General features: G+C 45.2%; 17 protein-coding genes. 4 read left to right on the top strand and 13 right to left on the bottom strand.

Annotation, left to right across the window (positions count from 1 at the left end):
• Nucleotides 1–70 precede the first annotated feature (70 nt).
• The 10 genes from ACYX4N_RS08450 to lpxD all read right to left on the bottom strand — a co-directional run bounded on the left by ACYX4N_RS08450 (nt 71) and on the right by lpxD (nt 8,798).
• Nucleotides 71–571 carry a phosphatidylglycerophosphatase A family protein gene (locus ACYX4N_RS08450; RefSeq protein WP_269917340.1) on the bottom strand — a complete coding sequence of 167 codons (501 nt, stop codon included), beginning with the start codon at nt 569–571 and terminating at the stop codon, nt 71–73.
• Between the two features lie 38 nt (nt 572–609).
• Nucleotides 610–1,575 (bottom strand): thiamine-phosphate kinase, encoded by a 966-nt coding sequence (thiL, locus tag ACYX4N_RS08445; protein ID WP_474805829.1) that lies wholly within the window; start codon nt 1,573–1,575, stop codon nt 610–612.
• 48 nt (nt 1,576–1,623) lie between these two features.
• Nucleotides 1,624–2,046, bottom strand: a complete 423-nt coding sequence (gene nusB, locus ACYX4N_RS08440; RefSeq protein WP_014979773.1) for a transcription antitermination factor NusB — start codon at nt 2,044–2,046, stop codon at nt 1,624–1,626.
• A 12-nt stretch (nt 2,047–2,058) separates the two neighbouring features.
• A complete protein-coding gene (gene ribH / locus ACYX4N_RS08435; RefSeq protein ID WP_025255832.1) occupies nt 2,059–2,532 on the bottom strand; it encodes a 6,7-dimethyl-8-ribityllumazine synthase in 474 nt (157 codons plus the stop codon).
• Nucleotides 2,533–2,816: 284 nt separating this feature from the next.
• The gene (gene ribBA, locus ACYX4N_RS08430; RefSeq protein ID WP_474833105.1) at nt 2,817–3,917 is read right to left on the bottom strand and encodes a bifunctional 3,4-dihydroxy-2-butanone-4-phosphate synthase/GTP cyclohydrolase II; all 1,101 of its coding nucleotides are present in this window, start codon (nt 3,915–3,917) and stop codon (nt 2,817–2,819) included.
• Nucleotides 3,918–3,937: 20 nt separating this feature from the next.
• Nucleotides 3,938–4,600: a riboflavin synthase gene (locus tag ACYX4N_RS08425; RefSeq protein WP_476056241.1), complete on the bottom strand. Its 663-nt coding sequence runs from the start codon at nt 4,598–4,600 to the stop codon at nt 3,938–3,940.
• A 20-nt stretch (nt 4,601–4,620) separates the two neighbouring features.
• Nucleotides 4,621–5,760, bottom strand: a complete 1,140-nt coding sequence (gene ribD / locus ACYX4N_RS08420) for a bifunctional diaminohydroxyphosphoribosylaminopyrimidine deaminase/5-amino-6-(5-phosphoribosylamino)uracil reductase RibD (protein WP_476056240.1) — start codon at nt 5,758–5,760, stop codon at nt 4,621–4,623.
• A 50-nt stretch (nt 5,761–5,810) separates the two neighbouring features.
• Nucleotides 5,811–6,260, bottom strand: coding sequence for a transcriptional regulator NrdR (gene nrdR / locus ACYX4N_RS08415; RefSeq protein ID WP_012517538.1), 450 nt, complete (start codon nt 6,258–6,260; stop codon nt 5,811–5,813).
• Nucleotides 6,261–6,358: 98 nt separating this feature from the next.
• On the bottom strand, nt 6,359–7,615 hold the full coding sequence (gene glyA, locus ACYX4N_RS08410; protein ID WP_476056239.1) for a serine hydroxymethyltransferase: 1,257 nt from the start codon (nt 7,613–7,615) through the stop codon (nt 6,359–6,361).
• 154 nt (nt 7,616–7,769) lie between these two features.
• Nucleotides 7,770–8,798, bottom strand: a complete 1,029-nt coding sequence (gene lpxD / locus ACYX4N_RS08405; protein ID WP_476056238.1) for a UDP-3-O-(3-hydroxymyristoyl)glucosamine N-acyltransferase — start codon at nt 8,796–8,798, stop codon at nt 7,770–7,772.
• A 292-nt stretch (nt 8,799–9,090) separates the two neighbouring features.
• Between lpxD and ettA the strand changes: the two genes are divergently transcribed.
• Together ettA and ACYX4N_RS08395 are read left to right on the top strand one after the other, a co-directional pair.
• Nucleotides 9,091–10,758, top strand: a complete 1,668-nt coding sequence (gene ettA, locus ACYX4N_RS08400; RefSeq protein WP_179983992.1) for an energy-dependent translational throttle protein EttA — start codon at nt 9,091–9,093, stop codon at nt 10,756–10,758.
• Between the two features lie 152 nt (nt 10,759–10,910).
• The gene (locus ACYX4N_RS08395; RefSeq protein ID WP_476056237.1) at nt 10,911–11,318 is read left to right on the top strand and encodes a PilZ domain-containing protein; all 408 of its coding nucleotides are present in this window, start codon (nt 10,911–10,913) and stop codon (nt 11,316–11,318) included.
• Nucleotides 11,319–11,442: 124 nt separating this feature from the next.
• Here ACYX4N_RS08395 and radA read toward each other — a convergent pair whose 3' ends face one another.
• Complete coding sequence (radA, locus tag ACYX4N_RS08390) at nt 11,443–12,810, bottom strand: DNA repair protein RadA (RefSeq protein ID WP_476056236.1); 1,368 nt, start codon at nt 12,808–12,810, stop codon at nt 11,443–11,445.
• A 189-nt stretch (nt 12,811–12,999) separates the two neighbouring features.
• On the opposite strand from radA, the gene ACYX4N_RS08385 reads away from it, so the two are divergent.
• Nucleotides 13,000–15,525: a PilZ domain-containing protein gene (locus ACYX4N_RS08385; protein WP_476056235.1), complete on the top strand. Its 2,526-nt coding sequence runs from the start codon at nt 13,000–13,002 to the stop codon at nt 15,523–15,525.
• A gap of 212 nt (nt 15,526–15,737) precedes the next feature.
• Here the strand turns inward: ACYX4N_RS08385 and serB are convergent, their stop codons facing one another.
• On the bottom strand, nt 15,738–16,721 hold the full coding sequence (serB, locus tag ACYX4N_RS08380; protein WP_476056234.1) for a phosphoserine phosphatase SerB: 984 nt from the start codon (nt 16,719–16,721) through the stop codon (nt 15,738–15,740).
• Nucleotides 16,722–16,973: 252 nt separating this feature from the next.
• On the opposite strand from serB, the gene ACYX4N_RS08375 reads away from it, so the two are divergent.
• Nucleotides 16,974–17,555, top strand: a complete 582-nt coding sequence (locus ACYX4N_RS08375; protein WP_476056233.1) for a hypothetical protein — start codon at nt 16,974–16,976, stop codon at nt 17,553–17,555.
• A 37-nt stretch (nt 17,556–17,592) separates the two neighbouring features.
• On the opposite strand, the gene ACYX4N_RS08370 is transcribed toward ACYX4N_RS08375, so the two are convergent.
• Entirely contained in the window at nt 17,593–18,420 is an 828-nt protein-coding gene (locus ACYX4N_RS08370) for a TatD family hydrolase (protein ID WP_476056232.1), read from the bottom strand.
• Between the last annotated feature and the right edge of the window lie 9 nt (nt 18,421–18,429).

Genomic DNA, 18,429 nt, shown 5'->3' with positions numbered 1-18,429 from the left:
CCTAAGTTTTCATTGCCTAATCGTTCTCAGTCGCCAATCTATGAGAGCGGCCCTGAGTCTTTACTTTTAGCTAGAACAACGCCAGAGCTGCTGGCCAGAACACCATTAATAAATGTAAACAGCCACACGCCATGGCACCAGCAAGAATATCATCCAGCATAATGCCTGTACCGCCGTGTAAGCGCTTGTCGATAATACCTATTGGCCAAGGCTTTAAGATGTCGAAAAGTCTGAACAGAACAAAGCCCACGAGTAAAGATGACGCTGAGATAGGTACAAATAGAAAGGTGATAAACATGCCCGCTATTTCATCCCACACAATAGAGCCGTGATCGTGTACCTGCATATCATCTGCAGTCTTGCCACATAGATAGATACCTACCACTGAAAATATCAGCGTAAGCGCGATGAAGGAAACCACAGAGATCTGGCTGCACGCTACAAGCAGCGGTAGTGCAGCAAGAGAGCCAAATGTACCTGGCATAAAAGGAACAAGCCCGCTACCAAAACCGAGTGCGAGAAAATGAACTGGATTTTTCATACTCACTCTAGCGCGATATTCCGCCTGCATGCTTCTTCCTTTATTTACTATTGTATGATGTGGTTTGCCTAAAAGGCGTGCTCGTAGCCAGAAGCATTAGCTGGCGTATACTTTTCGTTATCTTTTAGCAACGAAAGTGAACCGCTATGCCCGGTTAATTGGCCAATACACGTGGCTTTTACATTCGTACTTGCCAACGAAGTTTCTAGGCTTCCGCGCTGCTCTTCACTTACAGTAAAAATAAGTTCGTAGTCATCGCCAGCGGATAGTGCATATTCAATGGCTTGCTCAGGTGTGACTGCACTAGTTAGTGCTCGTGATAGTGGTAAACGATCTACATGAACATTCGCACCGCAATTAGACGCTTTTAAAATGTGCCCTAAATCTGAAATCAAGCCATCAGAGATATCAATGCAAGACGTTGCAATACGACGAATCGCCGTACCCACAGCAACACGAGGTGTTGGGAAGTAATGGCGATTAACCAAAACGTCTTTCGCTTCACCACTTACGCTGAGATTTTTTTGCAGAATATCTAAGCCCGCTCCTGCATCACCTAGTGTTCCAGTAACGTAAAGCCAATCGCCCGGCTTCGCGCCGCTGCGCGTTAGTTCGGAACCCGGCGGAATAAAACCTTGTGCAGTAATAGTAAACGCCATAGGGCCTTTTACTGTATCGCCACCGATAAGCTGGACAGAATAGTACTGAGTAAGCTCGTACAATCCAGATACAAAGTCATCTAACCAGGCTTCATCTACTTCAGGCAGTGACAAAGACAAGCTGATCCATGCGGGCTCAGCCCCCATAGCGGCAAGGTCACTTAAATTAACAGCAACGGTTTTGTAGGCTACAGACTTGGCCGGTGCATCTTTTAAAAAGTGCACGCCTGCGACAAGGGTATCTGTAGTAACGGCAAGTTGTTGGTTTTCAGGAACCGTTGTTACAGCACAGTCATCACCAATACCAATAACAACGTCTTTGCGTTTGTGGCCACTGTTTGAAAAATAGCGGCCGATAAGATCAAATTCTTTCACGGTAATTTTTAAACCCTTTTAGCGGCAATCCATGCCGCCACGGTAAGGTTAGTCGCGCTCGTCTTTGCGCAACGTGCGCACTGCTTTATCCAGTGCACCATTAATGAACTTATGGCTTTCTTCAGCGCCAAATGCCTTAGCAAGCTCAATCGCTTCATTAATAATTACACGGTAAGGTACGTCGATGCGCTCAGTGAGTTCCAGCGTCGCAATGCGCAAGATAGCTTTTTCGATAGCGTCTAACTCTTCTGGCAAACGGCCAAGGTAAGGTTTAATGGTTGCATCAAGGTTGCTTGCGTTGTGTGCAACACCGCGAAGCAGGGCTTGGAAATACGCCATGTCTACCTTTTGCATGTCGTTACTGGTGGCTAGCGCCAGTTCAACCTGCTGAATATCGTTGTGACTCATTTGCCATGAATACACACCTTGAAGGGCGAGTTCACGGGCTTTACGACGAGCTGAAACTTTCACTTAATGTTTACCTTAAAGCTTTTCAACAGCATCGATAACGTTAACCATTTCTAGCGCGCCAAGTGCAGCTTCTGCACCCTTATTGCCCGCTTTGGTTCCCGAACGCTCGATAGCTTGTTCAATTGAATCTGTTGTAATTACGCCAAATGATACAGGTACGCCGTATTCAAGTGATACTTGCGCAAGACCTTTGTTGCTCTCGCCTGCTACGAAATCAAAGTGTGGCGTGCCGCCACGAATAACTGCACCAAGAGCGATGATGGCGTCAAATGACTTCTTCTCAGCTAATTTCTTAGCAATAACAGGTAACTCGTAAGCACCAGGTACACGTACTACCGTGATATCGTCATCGCTTACTTCACCGTGACGCTCTAGCGTGTCTAACGCACCTTCTAGTAAGCTTTCAACAACAAAGCTATTAAAGCGTGATACAACGATAGCAAACTTCTTACCGGTTGCTCTGATATTACCTTCAATTACCTGCATGGATTCATTCCTCGAGAAAAAACGGCGCGAAGTATACCACAACTGCGCCCAAACTAAATCGATTGTTTCTTTAACTTACATTCGTATTTTTGACGTGAGTGGATTGGGCCAGCTGGCTCGGTTGTGAACACGCGGTAAATACATCCCTGTACGCTCCGCCACCGCATCCATGCGGTGGAGGGTTCACAACCGAGCCTGCTGTCCCACTCTAGTTCATCAAACCCTCACGTCAATAGCGCTATTTGTGTGCGCCAAGGGATTCAACAAAGAACTTGTACCAAGTACTAGTCGTGCACGTACTCAACTACTTCAAGGCCGTAACCTGAAAGTGCATGATATTTAATTGGCTTACTAAGAAGTCGCATTTTGTGTACGCCCATTGACGCTAGAATTTGACTGCCCACACCAATAGTGCGTGACGACCCCTGCCAGTCAGCGCCAGCTGGTCGTTCGCCTCTATCTTCTGCGGCAAAGCGGCGTACCTGACTTTCAATATGCTCTTCTTTACCTAATAGCACCAATACGCCACCGTCTTCTGAAATTTTGCGCATGCCATCTGCAAGCGTCATCGAGCGATGAATCCCGCGGGTAGAGCCTAGAAGATCACTAAACGTATTGTGAAGGTGTACACGTACAAGTGTCGGCTCATCTTCTTTAATTTCGCCTTTTTTGAGTGCGAAATGAAGTTGGTTGTCGATGCTGTCTTTAAACGTGTGCAGCTCGAAATCGCCGTACTCTGTCGGCATGTTACACTGCGCTACTTTTTGAATAGTCGTTTCGTTTAAGTTGCGATATTCAATTAAATCAGCAATGGTGCCAATTTTAAGGTTGTGCTTTGCCGCAAACTTCTCTAGCTCTGGGCGGCGTGCCATAGTGCCGTCTTCATTAAGAATTTCTACAATAACCCCAGCTGGCTCTAATCCTGCTAAACGCGGCAAGTCTACACCTGCTTCGGTGTGACCTGCGCGATTCAGTACGCCGCCGTCTTTCGCAATTAATGGGAAAATATGACCAGGCTGCACAATATCTGTCGCTTTCGCGTCTTTCGCTACAGCAGCTTTGATTGTTGTCGCACGGTCGGCCGCTGAGATACCAGTGGTAACGCCAGTTGCAGCTTCAATAGACACAGTGAAGTTGGTAGAAAATTGCGCTTCGTTTTTATCAACCATCAAAGGAAGATTTAGCGTGCGGCAGCGCTCTTGGGTCATCGGCAAACACACCAAGCCGCGGGCGTGGGTAACCATAAAGTTAATGGCTTCTGGCGTGACATGCTCAGCCGCCATGATTAAATCACCTTCGTTTTCCCTATCTTCATCATCCATCAAGATAACCATTTTACCTTGGCGAATGTCTTCAATTATTTCTTGTGTAGTGTTAAATGCCATGTTGTGTGCTTCTTGTAGGGTTATTTTCTTAAAAATCCATTCTCGGCAAGAAATGCCATGTCGATGCCTTTAGTTGTAGGCTCTGAGGCTTTATCGCCTAGCATTAATCGCTCTAAATAGCGCGCAATAACATCAACCTCTAGGTTTACCGCTGTGCCCACCTTATAGCTTCCCATAATTGTTTCTTGTAACGTATGAGGAATAATCCAAAGCATAAATTCTGCGCCGTTGACTTCGTTAACGGTTAAGCTGATGCCATCGACGGTGATACTGCCTTTGTGCGCAATGTATTTCGCTAGTGCTTCAGGTGCTTTTACCCAGAACTCGACATAGTCTGAGTGTTTGATAATTTGCGTAACCTCGCCCACGCCGTCCACGTGACCTGACACGATATGACCGCCTAAACGGTCGCTAGGGCGCATCGCTTTTTCAAGGTTAACGGTTGAGCCTGCACTGTAATGTGCAAACCCGGTCAATTTGATGGTTTCTGCCGATACATCCGCGCAGTAATAATCGGGGCCCATATCAGTCACTGTTAAACAAACACCATTGGTCGCAATACTGTCGCCAAGTGCGACATCAGACATATCAAGCGTAGGTGACGCAACGGTTAGGCGAATATCGTTGCCACGGTTATCAAGCTTTTTAATAGTACCGAGCGCTTGAATAATTCCAGTAAACATAAAGTTCCTCTTTAATCGCGTTAACCACGAGTGTTGCTAACATCAGGGCGAAAGATAAGCTTAATATCGTTCCCCACCTGACGATTTTCAATAAGCGAAAGCGAAATACATTCATTTAATGACGTAAACGCTGGCAAATTAACCATACTTATTCCCTTTTCACCTAAAAGCTTAGGCGCTTGGTAGCAAATTAGCTCATCCACCAGCCCCTCTTGCAACAATGCTCCGGCTAAGCCTGGGCCCGCTTCCACCCACACTTCATTATATTGCTTATCGCCTAATGCCGACATTAGTGTATGTAAGTTGAGTTTACCGTCTTTTTCATCTACCACTAGGTAGTGCTGTGTTGCCGTATCAGGATGGGAATGGGAAGTAGCCGTTAAGGTAATATTGCCGTCGTTAAACAACACGTAGTCTCGACTGAGCTTGCTTTTGCCATCAACGACAACTCGAGCAGGCTGTCGTATGTGTTCTAGAGGATAATCAGTGAACTGTGCCTCTTGTTCTCGCACCAACAGGCTAGGATTATCCGCTTTTACCGTCCCGGAGCCCGTTAACACTACACAGCTTTGCGCGCGATAGCGCTGCACATCTCGCCTTGCCTCGGGTCCAGTAATCCACTGACTTACACCGTTTTGAAGGGCTATTTTCCCGTCCAGGCTAATGCCTAATTTCACGCGAACGAAAGGCTTGCCAGTAAGCATGCGTTTGATGAATCCGGGGTTTAATGCTGCAGCTTCTGCAGCCATCACATCGCTGACCACCTCAATACCCGCCTCTTGTAAGATGCTGATACCGTTACCGCATACATTTGGGTTAGGGTCGGTCATGGCAATAACCACTCGCGCCACTTTTGCTTCAACTAAAGCCACCGCACAAGGCGGTGTGCGTCCAAAATGACTGCATGGCTCAAGGGTAACGTAAGCTGTCGCGCCTTTTGCGCCTTGCGCTCGTGCGTTAGATGCTTGTCTTAATGCGTGTACTTCGGCGTGAGGAGTGCCAGCTTGGATATGATATCCCTGACCTATTAGCTGATTGTTTTCGTCAACAATTACGCAACCAACGCGAGGATTAGGAGAAGTGGTATAGCGCCCTTGTTGGGCAAGTTGAATGGCTTTTGCCATCCAAAAATAATCATTTTTAACCGTATCGTGGTTCACTTGGATTCCTGTTGTAGCCCTAAGTGCCTGAGGTTTTGGGTGTGCCCGACCTAGTCCCCTAATCGCGCTATTTCTTCTCCAAATTCACGAATGTCTTCGAAGGAACGATAAACGGAGGCGAACCTGACATAGGCAACTTTGTCGAGTTCTTTTAGGGCTTTCATTATGAGGTTGCCGAGCAACTCGCTACTCACCTCACGCTCACCCGTTGCACGCAACTGTGACTTCAGTGAAAGGATGCACTGTTCAACTTTTTCAGTGCTAACAGGGCGCTTTTCAAGTGCGCGTTGCAAGCCTGCACGAAGTTTATCTTCATTAAATGGTTCACGTGAACCATCGCGCTTTATCACGCGGGGCATGACGAGCTCAGCACTTTCAAAGGTCGTAAAGCGCTCGTGACACACCATACATTCACGGCGTCTACGCACTTGCTGCCCTTCTGCAACCAAACGAGAATCAATAACTTTTGTTTCTTGTTCTGAACAAAACGGGCAAAACATGAATATTCCTTAAATATTGCGTACTTAGGTATTTAAATTGAACCTAGACTAGTTAGTCCAGCATTAGTACCAAAGTACGCAATAAAACACAAACCTATTTATTTATAAACAGGGAATTGTGCGCAAAGAGCAACCACTTCGTCTTGAACACGCTTAATAACTGACTCATCGCCCATGTTATCTAGAATGTCGCAAATCCATGTTGCTACTTGCTTAGCTTGTTCTTCTTTGAAACCTCGGCGAGTAATTGCTGGGCTACCGATACGAAGGCCGCTGGTTACAAAAGGTGAACGCGGATCATTTGGCACTGAGTTTTTGTTTACCGTGATGTTTGCTGCGCCTAGCGCCGCGTCTGCATCTTTACCCGTAATGTCCTTGTCGATGAGATCAAGAAGGAACAAGTGGTTGTCAGTACCGCCAGAAACGATGTTATAACCGCGCTCTTGCATTACAGCAACCATCGCTTTCGCGTTTGCAACAACCTGCTGCTGATACACTTTAAACTCTGGTTGTAGCGCTTCTTTAAAGGCAACAGCTTTAGCTGCAATTACGTGGCAAAGTGGGCCACCCTGGTTACCTGGGAATACCGAGCTATTAAGCTTTTTGTAAATCGCTTCGTCGCCACATGACGATAGGATCAAACCACTACGCGGACCCGCTAGGGTTTTGTGAGTAGTCGTAGTTACCACATGAGCATGAGGAAGCGGATTTGGATAAACGCCAGCTGCTACTAGACCTGCTACGTGCGCCATATCTACAAGCAAGTATGCGCCCACGCTATCTGCGATTTCGCGGAATTTAGCCCAATCAACAACACCTGAATACGCAGAGAAACCACCGATAATCATTTTCGGCTTGTGCTCTTTAGCTAGCGCTTCCACTTGAGCATAATCAATTTCGCCCGTTTCTTTGTTTAGACCGTACTGTACAGCGTTGTAGGTTTTACCAGAGAAGTTTACGTGCGAACCGTGAGTAAGGTGACCACCTTCAGAAAGGCTCATACCTAGTACCGTATCGCCCGCGTCAAGTAATGCCATGAAAACAGCTGAGTTTGCTTGTGAACCAGCGTGTGGCTGAACATTTGCGTAGTCTGCACCAAATAGCGCTTTTGCACGGTCGATAGCTAGTTGTTCAACAACGTCTACGTGCTCACAACCACCGTAGTAACGCTTGCCTGGATAGCCTTCAGCGTATTTGTTAGTAAGCTGCGAACCCTGTGCTTCCATTACACGTGGACTACAGTAGTTCTCAGAGGCAATTAGCTCAATGTGATGTTCTTGACGCTCAACCTCTTTAGACATTGCATCGGCTAATTCAGGATCGAAGTCGGCTATATTCATTTCGCGAGAAAACATGGGGGCTCCTTAACTGCGGTTTTTATATGGCGTTACGCACTGATTGCTCAAATTCGAGCCATATTCTAGTCATTTTCGGTTACTTGTATACCGCTTTATGACCAAATTAATATAAATGGCGCAGGTTTAACGTAATACCTGCGCCAGCGCGAGATCAGACCTGTTTTTCAAGGGCTTTAACACGGTCAAATAAACTACCAATTTTGGCAAGGCGAACCGTATTTTTGCGCCAATCACGGTTGGTTTGTGCTGGCTGGCCTGAAGAATAAACGCCTGATTCAGTGATATCTTGTACAATCATGGTATAACCAGTCACCTGAACATTATCACAAATGCTAATGTGACCGTTGATGCCAACTCCACCGCCGATAATAACGTGTTTGCCAATATGACAGCTGCCGGCGATACCTGTAGCGCCGCAAATACATGAATGATCACCGATAATACAGTTGTGGCCAATTTGTACTTGGTTATCAATTATAACGTTGGAGCCTAAAATCGTATCTTCCATAGCGCCGCGGTCAATACTGCTGCTCGCACCAATTTGACTGTCGTCACCAATACGAACTGAGCCAGTTTGCGGAATAGGGATCCATACACCTTTATCGTTTGCGTAACCAAAGCCTGCTGCTCCAATTACAGTTTGACTATGAATAGTCACGCGCTTGCCAATAACCACGTCGTGATAAATGGTCACATTTGGATGGATAGTACAGCCTTCACCAATATGCGTGCCTCTACGGATAACGGTATTAGCGCCAACCGTGACTCTATCGCCCAGCACCACATTATCTTCAATAATAACGTTGTGTCCTAGCGATACATCACTGCCGATACGTGCAGACGGCGCAATAACCGCTGACTCAGCAATGCCTGTAGCAACCGCTGGCGTGGTATCGAATAATTGAGCGATGAGCGCAAAGGCTGCATGAGGGTTTGCTACAACTAAAGCAGGCACTGGGCTGTCACCTTTAAGGCTCTCGTGCAGAATAACTGCACCTGCATTTGTATCTTTCAACTGTGGTTTATATTTTGGGTTGGTCAGAAACGAAATTTGATGCGATGCTGCACCAGAGAGTGTGCCAACCGCAGAAATAGTGATATTGCCATCACCCTGCACTTCCCCACCTACATGCTTGGCGAGCTCATCCAGACTATATATGCGTTTATTCATAGCGGTCATCTTAATTGCCTGTTCAGAAATATGAATAGTATTGAGTCTATCGCTTTGGGTTCTTTATCGCTTCTTGCTAGCTCACCCTAAAGCCCATGTTTACTCATGCTTATAAAAAGCAAGTTTACCTTAATTCGACTCGCCAACCGATGCATAAATCGATCTTTTTGGCATGAGTGATTAAAATATCGCCAACCGCAAAGACCTAAGCGTAAGTAACTGGCACAAACTACCCTGTTACGAGTAGAATAGACCACAATCACTTTTTTATTTTTCACCGCTTATTCAGCGAGGATAGAGCATGGCGCAATACGTTTACAGTATGCATCGCGTGGGAAAAATCGTCCCACCTAATAGACACATTCTAAAAAATATCTCACTTAGCTTTTTCCCAGGCGCCAAAATTGGTGTGCTAGGTCTAAACGGTGCAGGTAAATCTACCTTGCTTCGCATTATGGCCGGCGTAGATACCGACATCGAAGGTGAAGCACGTCCTCAACCAGGTTTAAAGGTGGGCTACCTTCCACAGGAACCTCAGCTTGACGAAACCAAAGATGTTCGTGGCAATATCGAAGAAGCTGTAGCGGATGTTAAGCACGCACTCACGCGCCTAGACGAAGTCTATGCCGCTTATGCAGAAGCAGACGCTGATTTCGACGCCCTAGCTAAAGAGCAAGGTGAGCTAGAAGCTATCATTCAAGCGAAAGATGGCCACAACTTAGAAAATGCCCTAGAGCGCGCTGCAGATGCCCTTCGCCTACCAGCTTGGGATGCGGACGTTAGCAAACTGTCTGGTGGTGAGCGTCGCCGCGTTGCCCTTTGCCGCTTACTTTTAGAAAAACCTGAAATGTTGCTTCTTGACGAACCAACTAACCACTTGGACGCAGAATCAGTGGCGTGGCTAGAGCGCTTCCTTCACGATTATGAAGGTACTGTGGTAGCTATTACCCACGATAGATATTTCCTTGATAACGTTGCGGGTTGGATTTTAGAGCTTGACCGAGGTGAAGGTATTCCATGGGAAGGAAACTACTCTTCGTGGTTGGAGCAAAAAGAAAACCGACTAGAGCAAGAAGAGCGTACCGAAACGGCGCGTATGAAGAGCATGAAACAGGAACTTGAGTGGGTGCGCTCAAACCCGAAAGGTCGTCATGCTAAAAGTAAAGCCCGTATGGCCCGTTTCGAAGAACTATCTACCAGCGATTACCAAAAGCGTAACGAAACTAACGAGCTTTTCATTCCACCAGGTGAACGCTTAGGCGACAAAGTTATTGAAGTAAGTAATCTGAAAAAGTCTTATGGCGATCGCGTACTTATCGATGACTTAACGTTTAAAGTACCAAAGGGGGCCATTGTAGGTATCGTTGGTCCTAACGGTGCAGGTAAATCAACCTTGTTCAGAATGCTTACTGGCGCTGAGCAACCTGATTCAGGCAACATAGATTTAGGTGATACCGTTCAGATTGCTGCGGTAGAACAGTTCCGCGACCACATGAACGAAGAAAACACTGTGTGGAAAGAAATTTCTGACGAACAAGACATTATTCGCATTGGTAACTTTGAAATTAACAGCCGCGCCTATTGCAGCCGCTTTAACTTCAAAGGCACCGATCAGCAGAAGTTCATCAAAGACCTGTCAGGTGGTGAGCGAAACCGTGTACACCTTGCTAAACTGCTTAAAGCAGGCGGCAACGTGTTGCTATTGGATGAGCCAACCAACGACCTAGACGTTGAAACCCTTCGAGCCCTGGAAAACGCGTTGCTGGAATTCCCTGGCTGCGCCATGGTTATCTCGCACGACCGTTGGTTCCTAGACCGCGTGGCAACGCACATCATGGATTACCGCGACGAGGGTAATATCAACTTCTTCGAAGGTAACTACTCTGACTACGAAAGCTGGTTGAAGCAGGAGTTTGGGCAAGATGTGGTTGAACCCCATCGCCTCAAATATAAGCGCATGTCTAAATAACACAAAATCAGATATGTAGTTTGTTATAACTCTGAATTGACACTAAAAGCCGCTATCAACGATAGCGGCTTCTTTATTTGGCGGCTTTTCGTTGCGAACGAGCGCTAATTAGCCAATACTGAGGGCATAGACAAACATTAGGTATATGAGTAATGACAGACAAACGCCAATTCCAACGGGTATCACTTAATGTAAACGGCAAGCTGGCACATAATGACAACAGTATTGATGTGGTAGTTGGCGACGTGTCTCTGCAGGGCATAAAACTCCAAGCAACGGAAACCGCATTATCAAACCTACCTTTCGACAGCCATGAACCTTATGTTGCTACCTTCCAAGCAAATGAAGACAGCCCTGTTATTACCCTTTCAATCTCGCAGTTATATCGCCACGCTGACAGCAGGCAGGAGCTTGTTTCTTTGGGGTGTAAAGTAGAGCGTATGGATGTGGAAAGTATAAGCGCTCTTCGCCGTTTAATCTTACTAAACAGCGATGATGCTAGTATTGAAGAGAAAGATCTTAATGCGCTGGTAAATGCGGTTTATCAAGCCCCAAATTAGAAAAAAATACTACAAGTCTTTGCCTGGCTTCAGTAAAGCCCGCCTCCTTTAAACTGCGCAAAAAGACGTACTTCACTCGTCTTCTTGCGCCTTTCCGACAGCTTTAACATTAATGCCTTTCGCTTTATTCCAAGGCATCTAATGCTTCAGAAAGTCGAGCCACGGGCACGACTTTCATGCCATTAATAGCTTGTTTCGGCGCGTTGGCTTTAGGCACAATAGCTCGTTTAAAGCCATGTTTTGCTGCTTCAATAATGCGCTCTGTTCCATTGGGAACCGGACGAATTTCACCGGCTAGCCCCACTTCACCAAACACAATCAAGTCTCGCGGTAATGAACGGTTTCTAAAGCTGGAAATCATCGCCAGTAATAGAGCTAAGTCTGCACTGGTTTCAGAGACGCGTACACCGCCTACTACGTTCACAAATACGTCTTGGTCGTTCATTTGTACATTACCATGACGGTGAAGTACTGCTAACAGCATGGACAAACGATTTTGATCTAGGCCTACAGCTATCCGTCTTGGGTTAGACATCTGCGAATAATCCACTAACGCTTGTATTTCAACAAGTAACGGTCGGGTGCCCTCCCAAATGACCATAACACTCGACCCTGGCGTTTCATTTTCACCACGACTTAAGAAAATAGCTGAAGGATTACTTACCTCTTTCAAACCTTTTTCTGTCATGGCAAATACACCCAACTCGTTTACTGCACCAAAGCGGTTTTTGTGGCTGCGCAAAGTACGGTAACGACCATCACTTTCCCCTTCCAGCATCATTGAGCTATCGATACAGTGCTCAAGTACTTTTGGGCCAGCTAAGTTACCGTCTTTCGTTACGTGGCCAACAATAAACATGGCAATGTGATTTTGTTTGGCAAAGCGCGTTAAATACGCCGCGCTTTCCCTTACTTGGGATACGCTGCCCGGCGCAGATTGAACATCTGACACATGCATGACCTGAATAGAGTCAATAACCATAATTTTAGGCTTTTTCGTAAGCGCTAAATCACAGATGGTTTCCACGTTAGTTTCGGCTAACATCATCAATTTATCGTCAGGAAGGTTTAAACGCTTGGCACGCATTGCAACCTGCTGAAGAGACTCTTCCCCTGTCACATAAAGTGCAGTTTCGCTTTTTGCCATCAGACACATCACTTGGAGTAAAAGCGTACTTTTACCTGCACCTGGCGACCCACCGATTAGCATAGCTGCACCAGGGACAATGCCACCACCTAGCACTCTATCCAGCTCTTTAAACGTTGAAGAAAAACGTGGAAGCGATTCCAAATCTATTGCGTTCAAGGTTTCGATTTTGGCGGCGGTTTGCCCTGCATACCCTGATGTAGTTTGGCGCGCGACACTTTTAGCACTTGCAACCACAAACTCACTTATCGTGTTCCACGCTTTACACTCCGAACACTGCCCTTGCCATCGAGGAAACTCGGCCCCGCAGTCAGAACACACATAAGCAGTTTTACGTTTTGCCATATTCCAGTTTTATCCATTGCTTAAAAAGAGTATTCTAACACTTAATAACAGCGAATTAAGCACAATCCTAAGGTCAGTTTTTGTTCAGAAAAACACCCAAAATATAAAACAAACTTACACGTTAATGAGTTTTGCTGATTTGCCGATAACAACTAAAATAATGATACTAAACAACAAAGTTGCGCATTCATGAGTCAAGATTTAAAGCAATATGCTGACATTATTGAACAGCTAAAGCCTATGGTTAATGAGCCTGAATTTAACCAGGTATTGCTTCAAACTGCTTCTGACGTTCCAAAAGAAAAACGCTTTCTAATTAAAATGGAAGTAAAGCGTTTAGCTAAACCTTGCATGCGTACCATAGATTTGCGCGGCCATGTTGACGGAAAGTGCAAAAAGTATGTGCACGAAGGTAGAAGCCACTACATGGATGACGTGGCTGTTGATAAGTTTGAAGAACAACTGCGCGTATTTGGTCGATACACTTACGGTGTGTACGAGGCCGTTCAAAATACTGAGAATAACTTCCGCCTAATGCGAGAAAAAGAGCTTGCTCAAGAGCGCGCAGATAAAGAAAACCCCGAAGTTAAAAAACGTTCTGCAGTTTTAGAACAATTTAAAGTTCCCACTGTAAACCTTCTCGACTATAGGCAGCGCAATACAGAGCGCATGAACTTCGCGGTTGCCGTAGAAATATTTAACACTGAGAACCGCTCTGTGCGAGGCTTAAGCGTAGATATTTCTCTTGAAGGCCTTCAGATAAAATTGTCTAAAGACGCCTTTTTCAAAAAAGGCGAAACGCTCTTCATTTACTTCAGAGGGCTAGAAAACGAGTTTGCCATGGATAAGAAAAATGGCATTGCTTACAAACTAGTAAAAATCATTACGAAAAATGATGTTAACTATTTAGCTTTACAGCGCGATAAGACTCATCCAAGCCCAGCATTCGATAAGTTCCTAGAAAGCTTTATACACGGCAATAAACGCCGCTATAAAGTAAATATGACAAACACCATCGAAGCGATAACCAGTAAGACCTGTGAACAGTATTTTTCACCTCGTAGCCCTACGCTTCCCGTTTTTATCGACGTCGTCAACGAAACTTTGGTGCCACGCTATGCGATGGTAAATGAAGTAAACCGAGAAACGGTACAGTATTGGCAAGACGAAGAAGAAAACTGTCGTCTTAATTTCTTGTTATCGCAAGAAAGACTTACTCGGTTACTAAACAAATCTGACGAAGTTCGTGAAATATTTGTCTTCAGCTTTACCCATTTGCACACAGATAAAGTTTATTTTTACTCAGCCTCTTATGAAGAGTTACTGCAAAAAGAGGTCTTATCCCGTGTATTTTTGGGTTTTGGCTCAAGAAAAGCGAGTTGGCGAGTTTTTAAAATAACCCTGACAGACATGGTCCCAGAACAAGCGCATATTCCGCTTTCTATCCCAGACTCCGTTGGCAATAAAGTTAAAAAGCTTAATACACCGCCTTCTGCTCGTTTAATGTCAAAACTTAAAAACCTGCGTTATCTCGCTCATGTTACAGACGTGACCTCAGTAACAGGGCAAGAGACGTACAACGAACTTAAGTTTAATCGCGACAACCTTGCGCATTTAAGGATCTTTGGCCACCCAAGGAATCGTGCAGCATCTAACATTCATATTGTCCGTTTTAAGTACGAAGAGCAGCGCATTGAAAGCCGTTACCAGCTAAGGACACAAATTGAAGCAAGGTTTAATGGCGAATCGACGGTCCATAGAGGCATCAGCGAAGACATCTCAGTTCACGGATTAGGTCTTCGTATTGAGCTGGCAAAAGATTATAAAGGTAGTTTGGAGGGAAGAGTAGAAATTGCCTTTCCTCGGCTTCAGGAAATAGCGAACAACTTCGACGTAATGCACCTTCAGTATGAAATTATTTATCATAATGTCGAGAAGAATATCCTCCACCTGAAGACAGCAACTGGCGACGAGGGCAAAAGTGCTCGCAACTTTTTTGAAGAATTAATCAAAAAGAACAAGGCCAACCTTAAAGTCGATAACGATGAAGAAGAAGTAGAGGGAATAGGGCAAGCTCTGCGTTGTATAAATGCAAGAAACGCGACCTCCTTATCTTTCCTGATGAGTAAAGAAGGTGTTCGCTATACTCCGCAGGCGTGTATTGTTGGAAAACAAGACGAACGCATCACTACCCTTACCACGCAATACGCAGAGCGCGGTAAAGTAAATTTAGAGTTTTTGTTTAGAGATAGAAAGCAAGACTCTCCTTTCGTACAAAGTGGTATCAAAGCAGTTAAGCTTGAGAATATGCCCTTACGACAAGAGCTATTCATATCTTTCGATGCGTCTCAAAAAGAGCCGCGAATGGCGATCATTCCTCGTTACTCACATAAGTTTGAAAGCAATGAACAACGCCGTGCATTTATCAGAGAAGCCATGGTGCGTGGTCAGTTTGTCGCTATACACGTTATGCTAACCACAACTGGCAAGCCTGACTTAACCATGCTGCAAACAGAAATTAACTACGTCACCATGTACGCTATGCACAGAGCTCGTGAGTTAGAAAAGAAAATGTGGAGTATTGCTGCCTGTTCCCATCTTGTCGATGTCACCGATGAGGTTCTCATAAGATACGGCTTTACTATGCAAGACATTACGGCGAATAAAACGCTAAAAAGTGCAGTACAACCTAGAGCCATGGTTACCAACGCTTAAGTAAGACGCAGTATTTTAACGTACATATTCAGGTCTGCGCTTAGAAAAAACTAAGCACAAATCTCAAGTTTGTTTAAGCGCCAATTATTTTAACAACTGGCGCTTGTATACCAGTCCGCACAGATAATTGTCCACTCCAAAGGCGCTGGCAAGTTTCCTAGCAAAGCGTGGGAATGCAGGAATGGCTGTTCCCTTTCAAATTCCCTTAGCGTCTATTTATCTAAGAAATAAAGAAGGCTGTGCAGACTACCAACGCGTACGGCAACGTCCGCTTTCTCATTCACTAAAGGTTTGCCGTGACATGCAACGCCTAAGGCTGATTCAGCCATCATCACCAAGTCGTTCGCCCCATCGCCCATGGCGACGGTTTGGCTCGATGGTATTTGCCACTTTTCAGACAGCGCTTTTACCGTGCGAGCTTTCACATCAGCATTAATAATTTCGCCTTCCACTTTTCCTGATAAGTGCCCGTCTTTAACCGAAAGCGTGTTGGATATCGCATAGTCCAGTCCCAGCCTTGCTTTTAAATGGTCAGCAAAGAAAGTAAAGCCACCCGATGCAATAGCTAGCTTCCAGTTGTGTCTTTTTAAATGACTAAGCAGTGTCTGAATGCCAGGCATAATAGGAATGCTGTCGCGTATTTGATTAAGGTGGTCAATGGGTACCCCTTCTAAACACGCCACTCTATGCGTTAAGCTATCGTTAAAGGCAATTTCTCCACGCATTGCTCTTGCGGTCACTTCGGCAACCTGTTCACCCACACCAGCCAGTTTTGCTATTTCATCAATACATTCTATGGCAATAACCGTGCTGTCCATATCCATAACCAGCAGTCCGGGTTCAGACAAAGACGGCCGCGAGGTTTGCAGTCCAACATCAAGGTTGTAAGCATCACTGACATCACCAAGTAAAGACTTTATTTGCTCAGGCTTTGCGTTAATTACCTGCCCTCTTATTTCGATAGCATCATCTCCCATTTGCTGATGCAAATGATGAAACGCAGCACTTACTGGCGAAAATACGTTTTTGAGTTTATCTAGTACGCCTCTTAATAAATATGGGGTTATAGCTTGTCCGACTACAGTTAGCGTATGGGAATACGCTTGCGTATTGTGCTCAGCGCTGACAATGTTTGCCAGGTATGAAGCTAGATGAATATCGTCATTATTGATTTCGATGGTGAATATGTCTTTCATAACGCACACAGAGACTGTGGTAATTGGCAAATGATGCGCTAATGCTAACCAATTAGGCTAACTAATAAAATATCCCCTTTAAAATTATTTAGATTTCCCCTACTGTTAGGCAAATCATAGCAATTATGGAATTACGCATTGTTAAACGTGCTGAGCAAAGCCCCTTCACAATCAAAAAGCAATTCGCACTCACTTTACACGGCGTTAAAAAGACTATTTCATACGCTGATTGTAAGTACGGTGTTTGCGCTGGTGATTGTATTGATACTTTTGCTGCAGCAATACCAAAGTGATTGGCTAACGGTGCAAACTCGTTTTTCTGGGGAGAGCATCGCAAGGCAGTACGCTAAACTACTTCGCCCCGCATTTGAAGCTGAGCAAGCAGCCAATCAAGTAAGCGAAGAAGGTTCTGACTCTTCACTATCGAGTACCCTTGCCCAACGAAACTACATTGAAAGTGTTGCCACCGTTTTAGTTAACGAGCCACATATTCTTGCTCTATCAGTGTTTGATAAAGACGGAAGGTACATTGCGCCTTTACCTCAAATTGAAAGCGTTGTGTCGATGAGCCAGTCTCAAGGTGTGACGCCGCTCACCTATGTCGGGGTGATCACCGACAACAATGATAATGTATTAGGCTATGTAAACATTCATATGGATACGCAGACAATATTAGAAAGTCCCCTTGCCCTGCGTTATCAATTGGCGTTAATTGCGTGTATTTTAGTGTTTTTGGCTTTAATGTTAGGCATTTACCTGACGCGGGCGTTTTATAAATCTCGCCCTTGGTTTATACAAGCCATCGAATCTATGAGAAAGAACAAAGATACGTAAGCAGGTATCCACGATACTTTTACACGAGATCGCAATTCTATTCTGCTTTAAACAAGCGAAAATAGTTTTGTGTTGTAATGGATATTGTTTGTTTAGGCGATATAGCGAAAAGCTTGTGTATTACATCAACCACATCAGATAGATACTGTGGTTTATTAGGGGTTCCCTGTCTGCCGTACATGGGCATATCTGGGGCATCAGTCTCTAGCAGTATTTTATCGAAGTGGTGCTCTAGCAGGTACTTAAGGGTATCTCGCGTTTTTTGCGCTCTTTCATAGGTTATCGTGCCACCTATTCCTAAGTAAAAGCCTCGCTCAATATAGGCTTTGGCCGCCTCCACACTACCCGAAAAAGCATGCACTACCCCAACACCTTGATACTTAGCATGCTTTAAGGCTTCAAGTAGCAAATGATGGCTTTTTCGGTGATGCAAAATTACAGGGAGCGCTTTTGTATCAGCGAGTTTCAAATGGGCGTGTAGCACTTTCTTTTGAAGCGTCAATGACACATCAATGTGCCCATCAATACCGGTTTCCCCCACCGCTTTTACCGAAGGGTGTAGAATGGCAGCAGCCGCTTCAAGCTGTTCGAGATTTTCATCAATTGCCTGCTCAGGTACGTCAGTGGTAGAACCTGTATTATCTTGATTGCTATCGGTCAAAAAATAAGGATGAAGACCTAGCGCGGTATCAATAGGCAAAAGTTTGCTGTGCTGCTCACTAAGCGCTTGAATTGCTTCCCAAGAACGTGGGTTAATACTTGGTGCCATTATGCGAGTGAAGCCTCCAGCTTTGGCACTTGCCAGCTCAGTATGAAGATCTACTTTTGATGCAAGTAAGTCGAGGTGGCAATGACTATCAATCATGGTGTTGCT

The organism is Alteromonas sp. ABH4_452, from assembly GCF_056311825.1.
The sequence above is the reverse complement of the archived record's forward strand: the minus strand, read 5'-3'. Positions and strand labels throughout refer to the sequence as shown.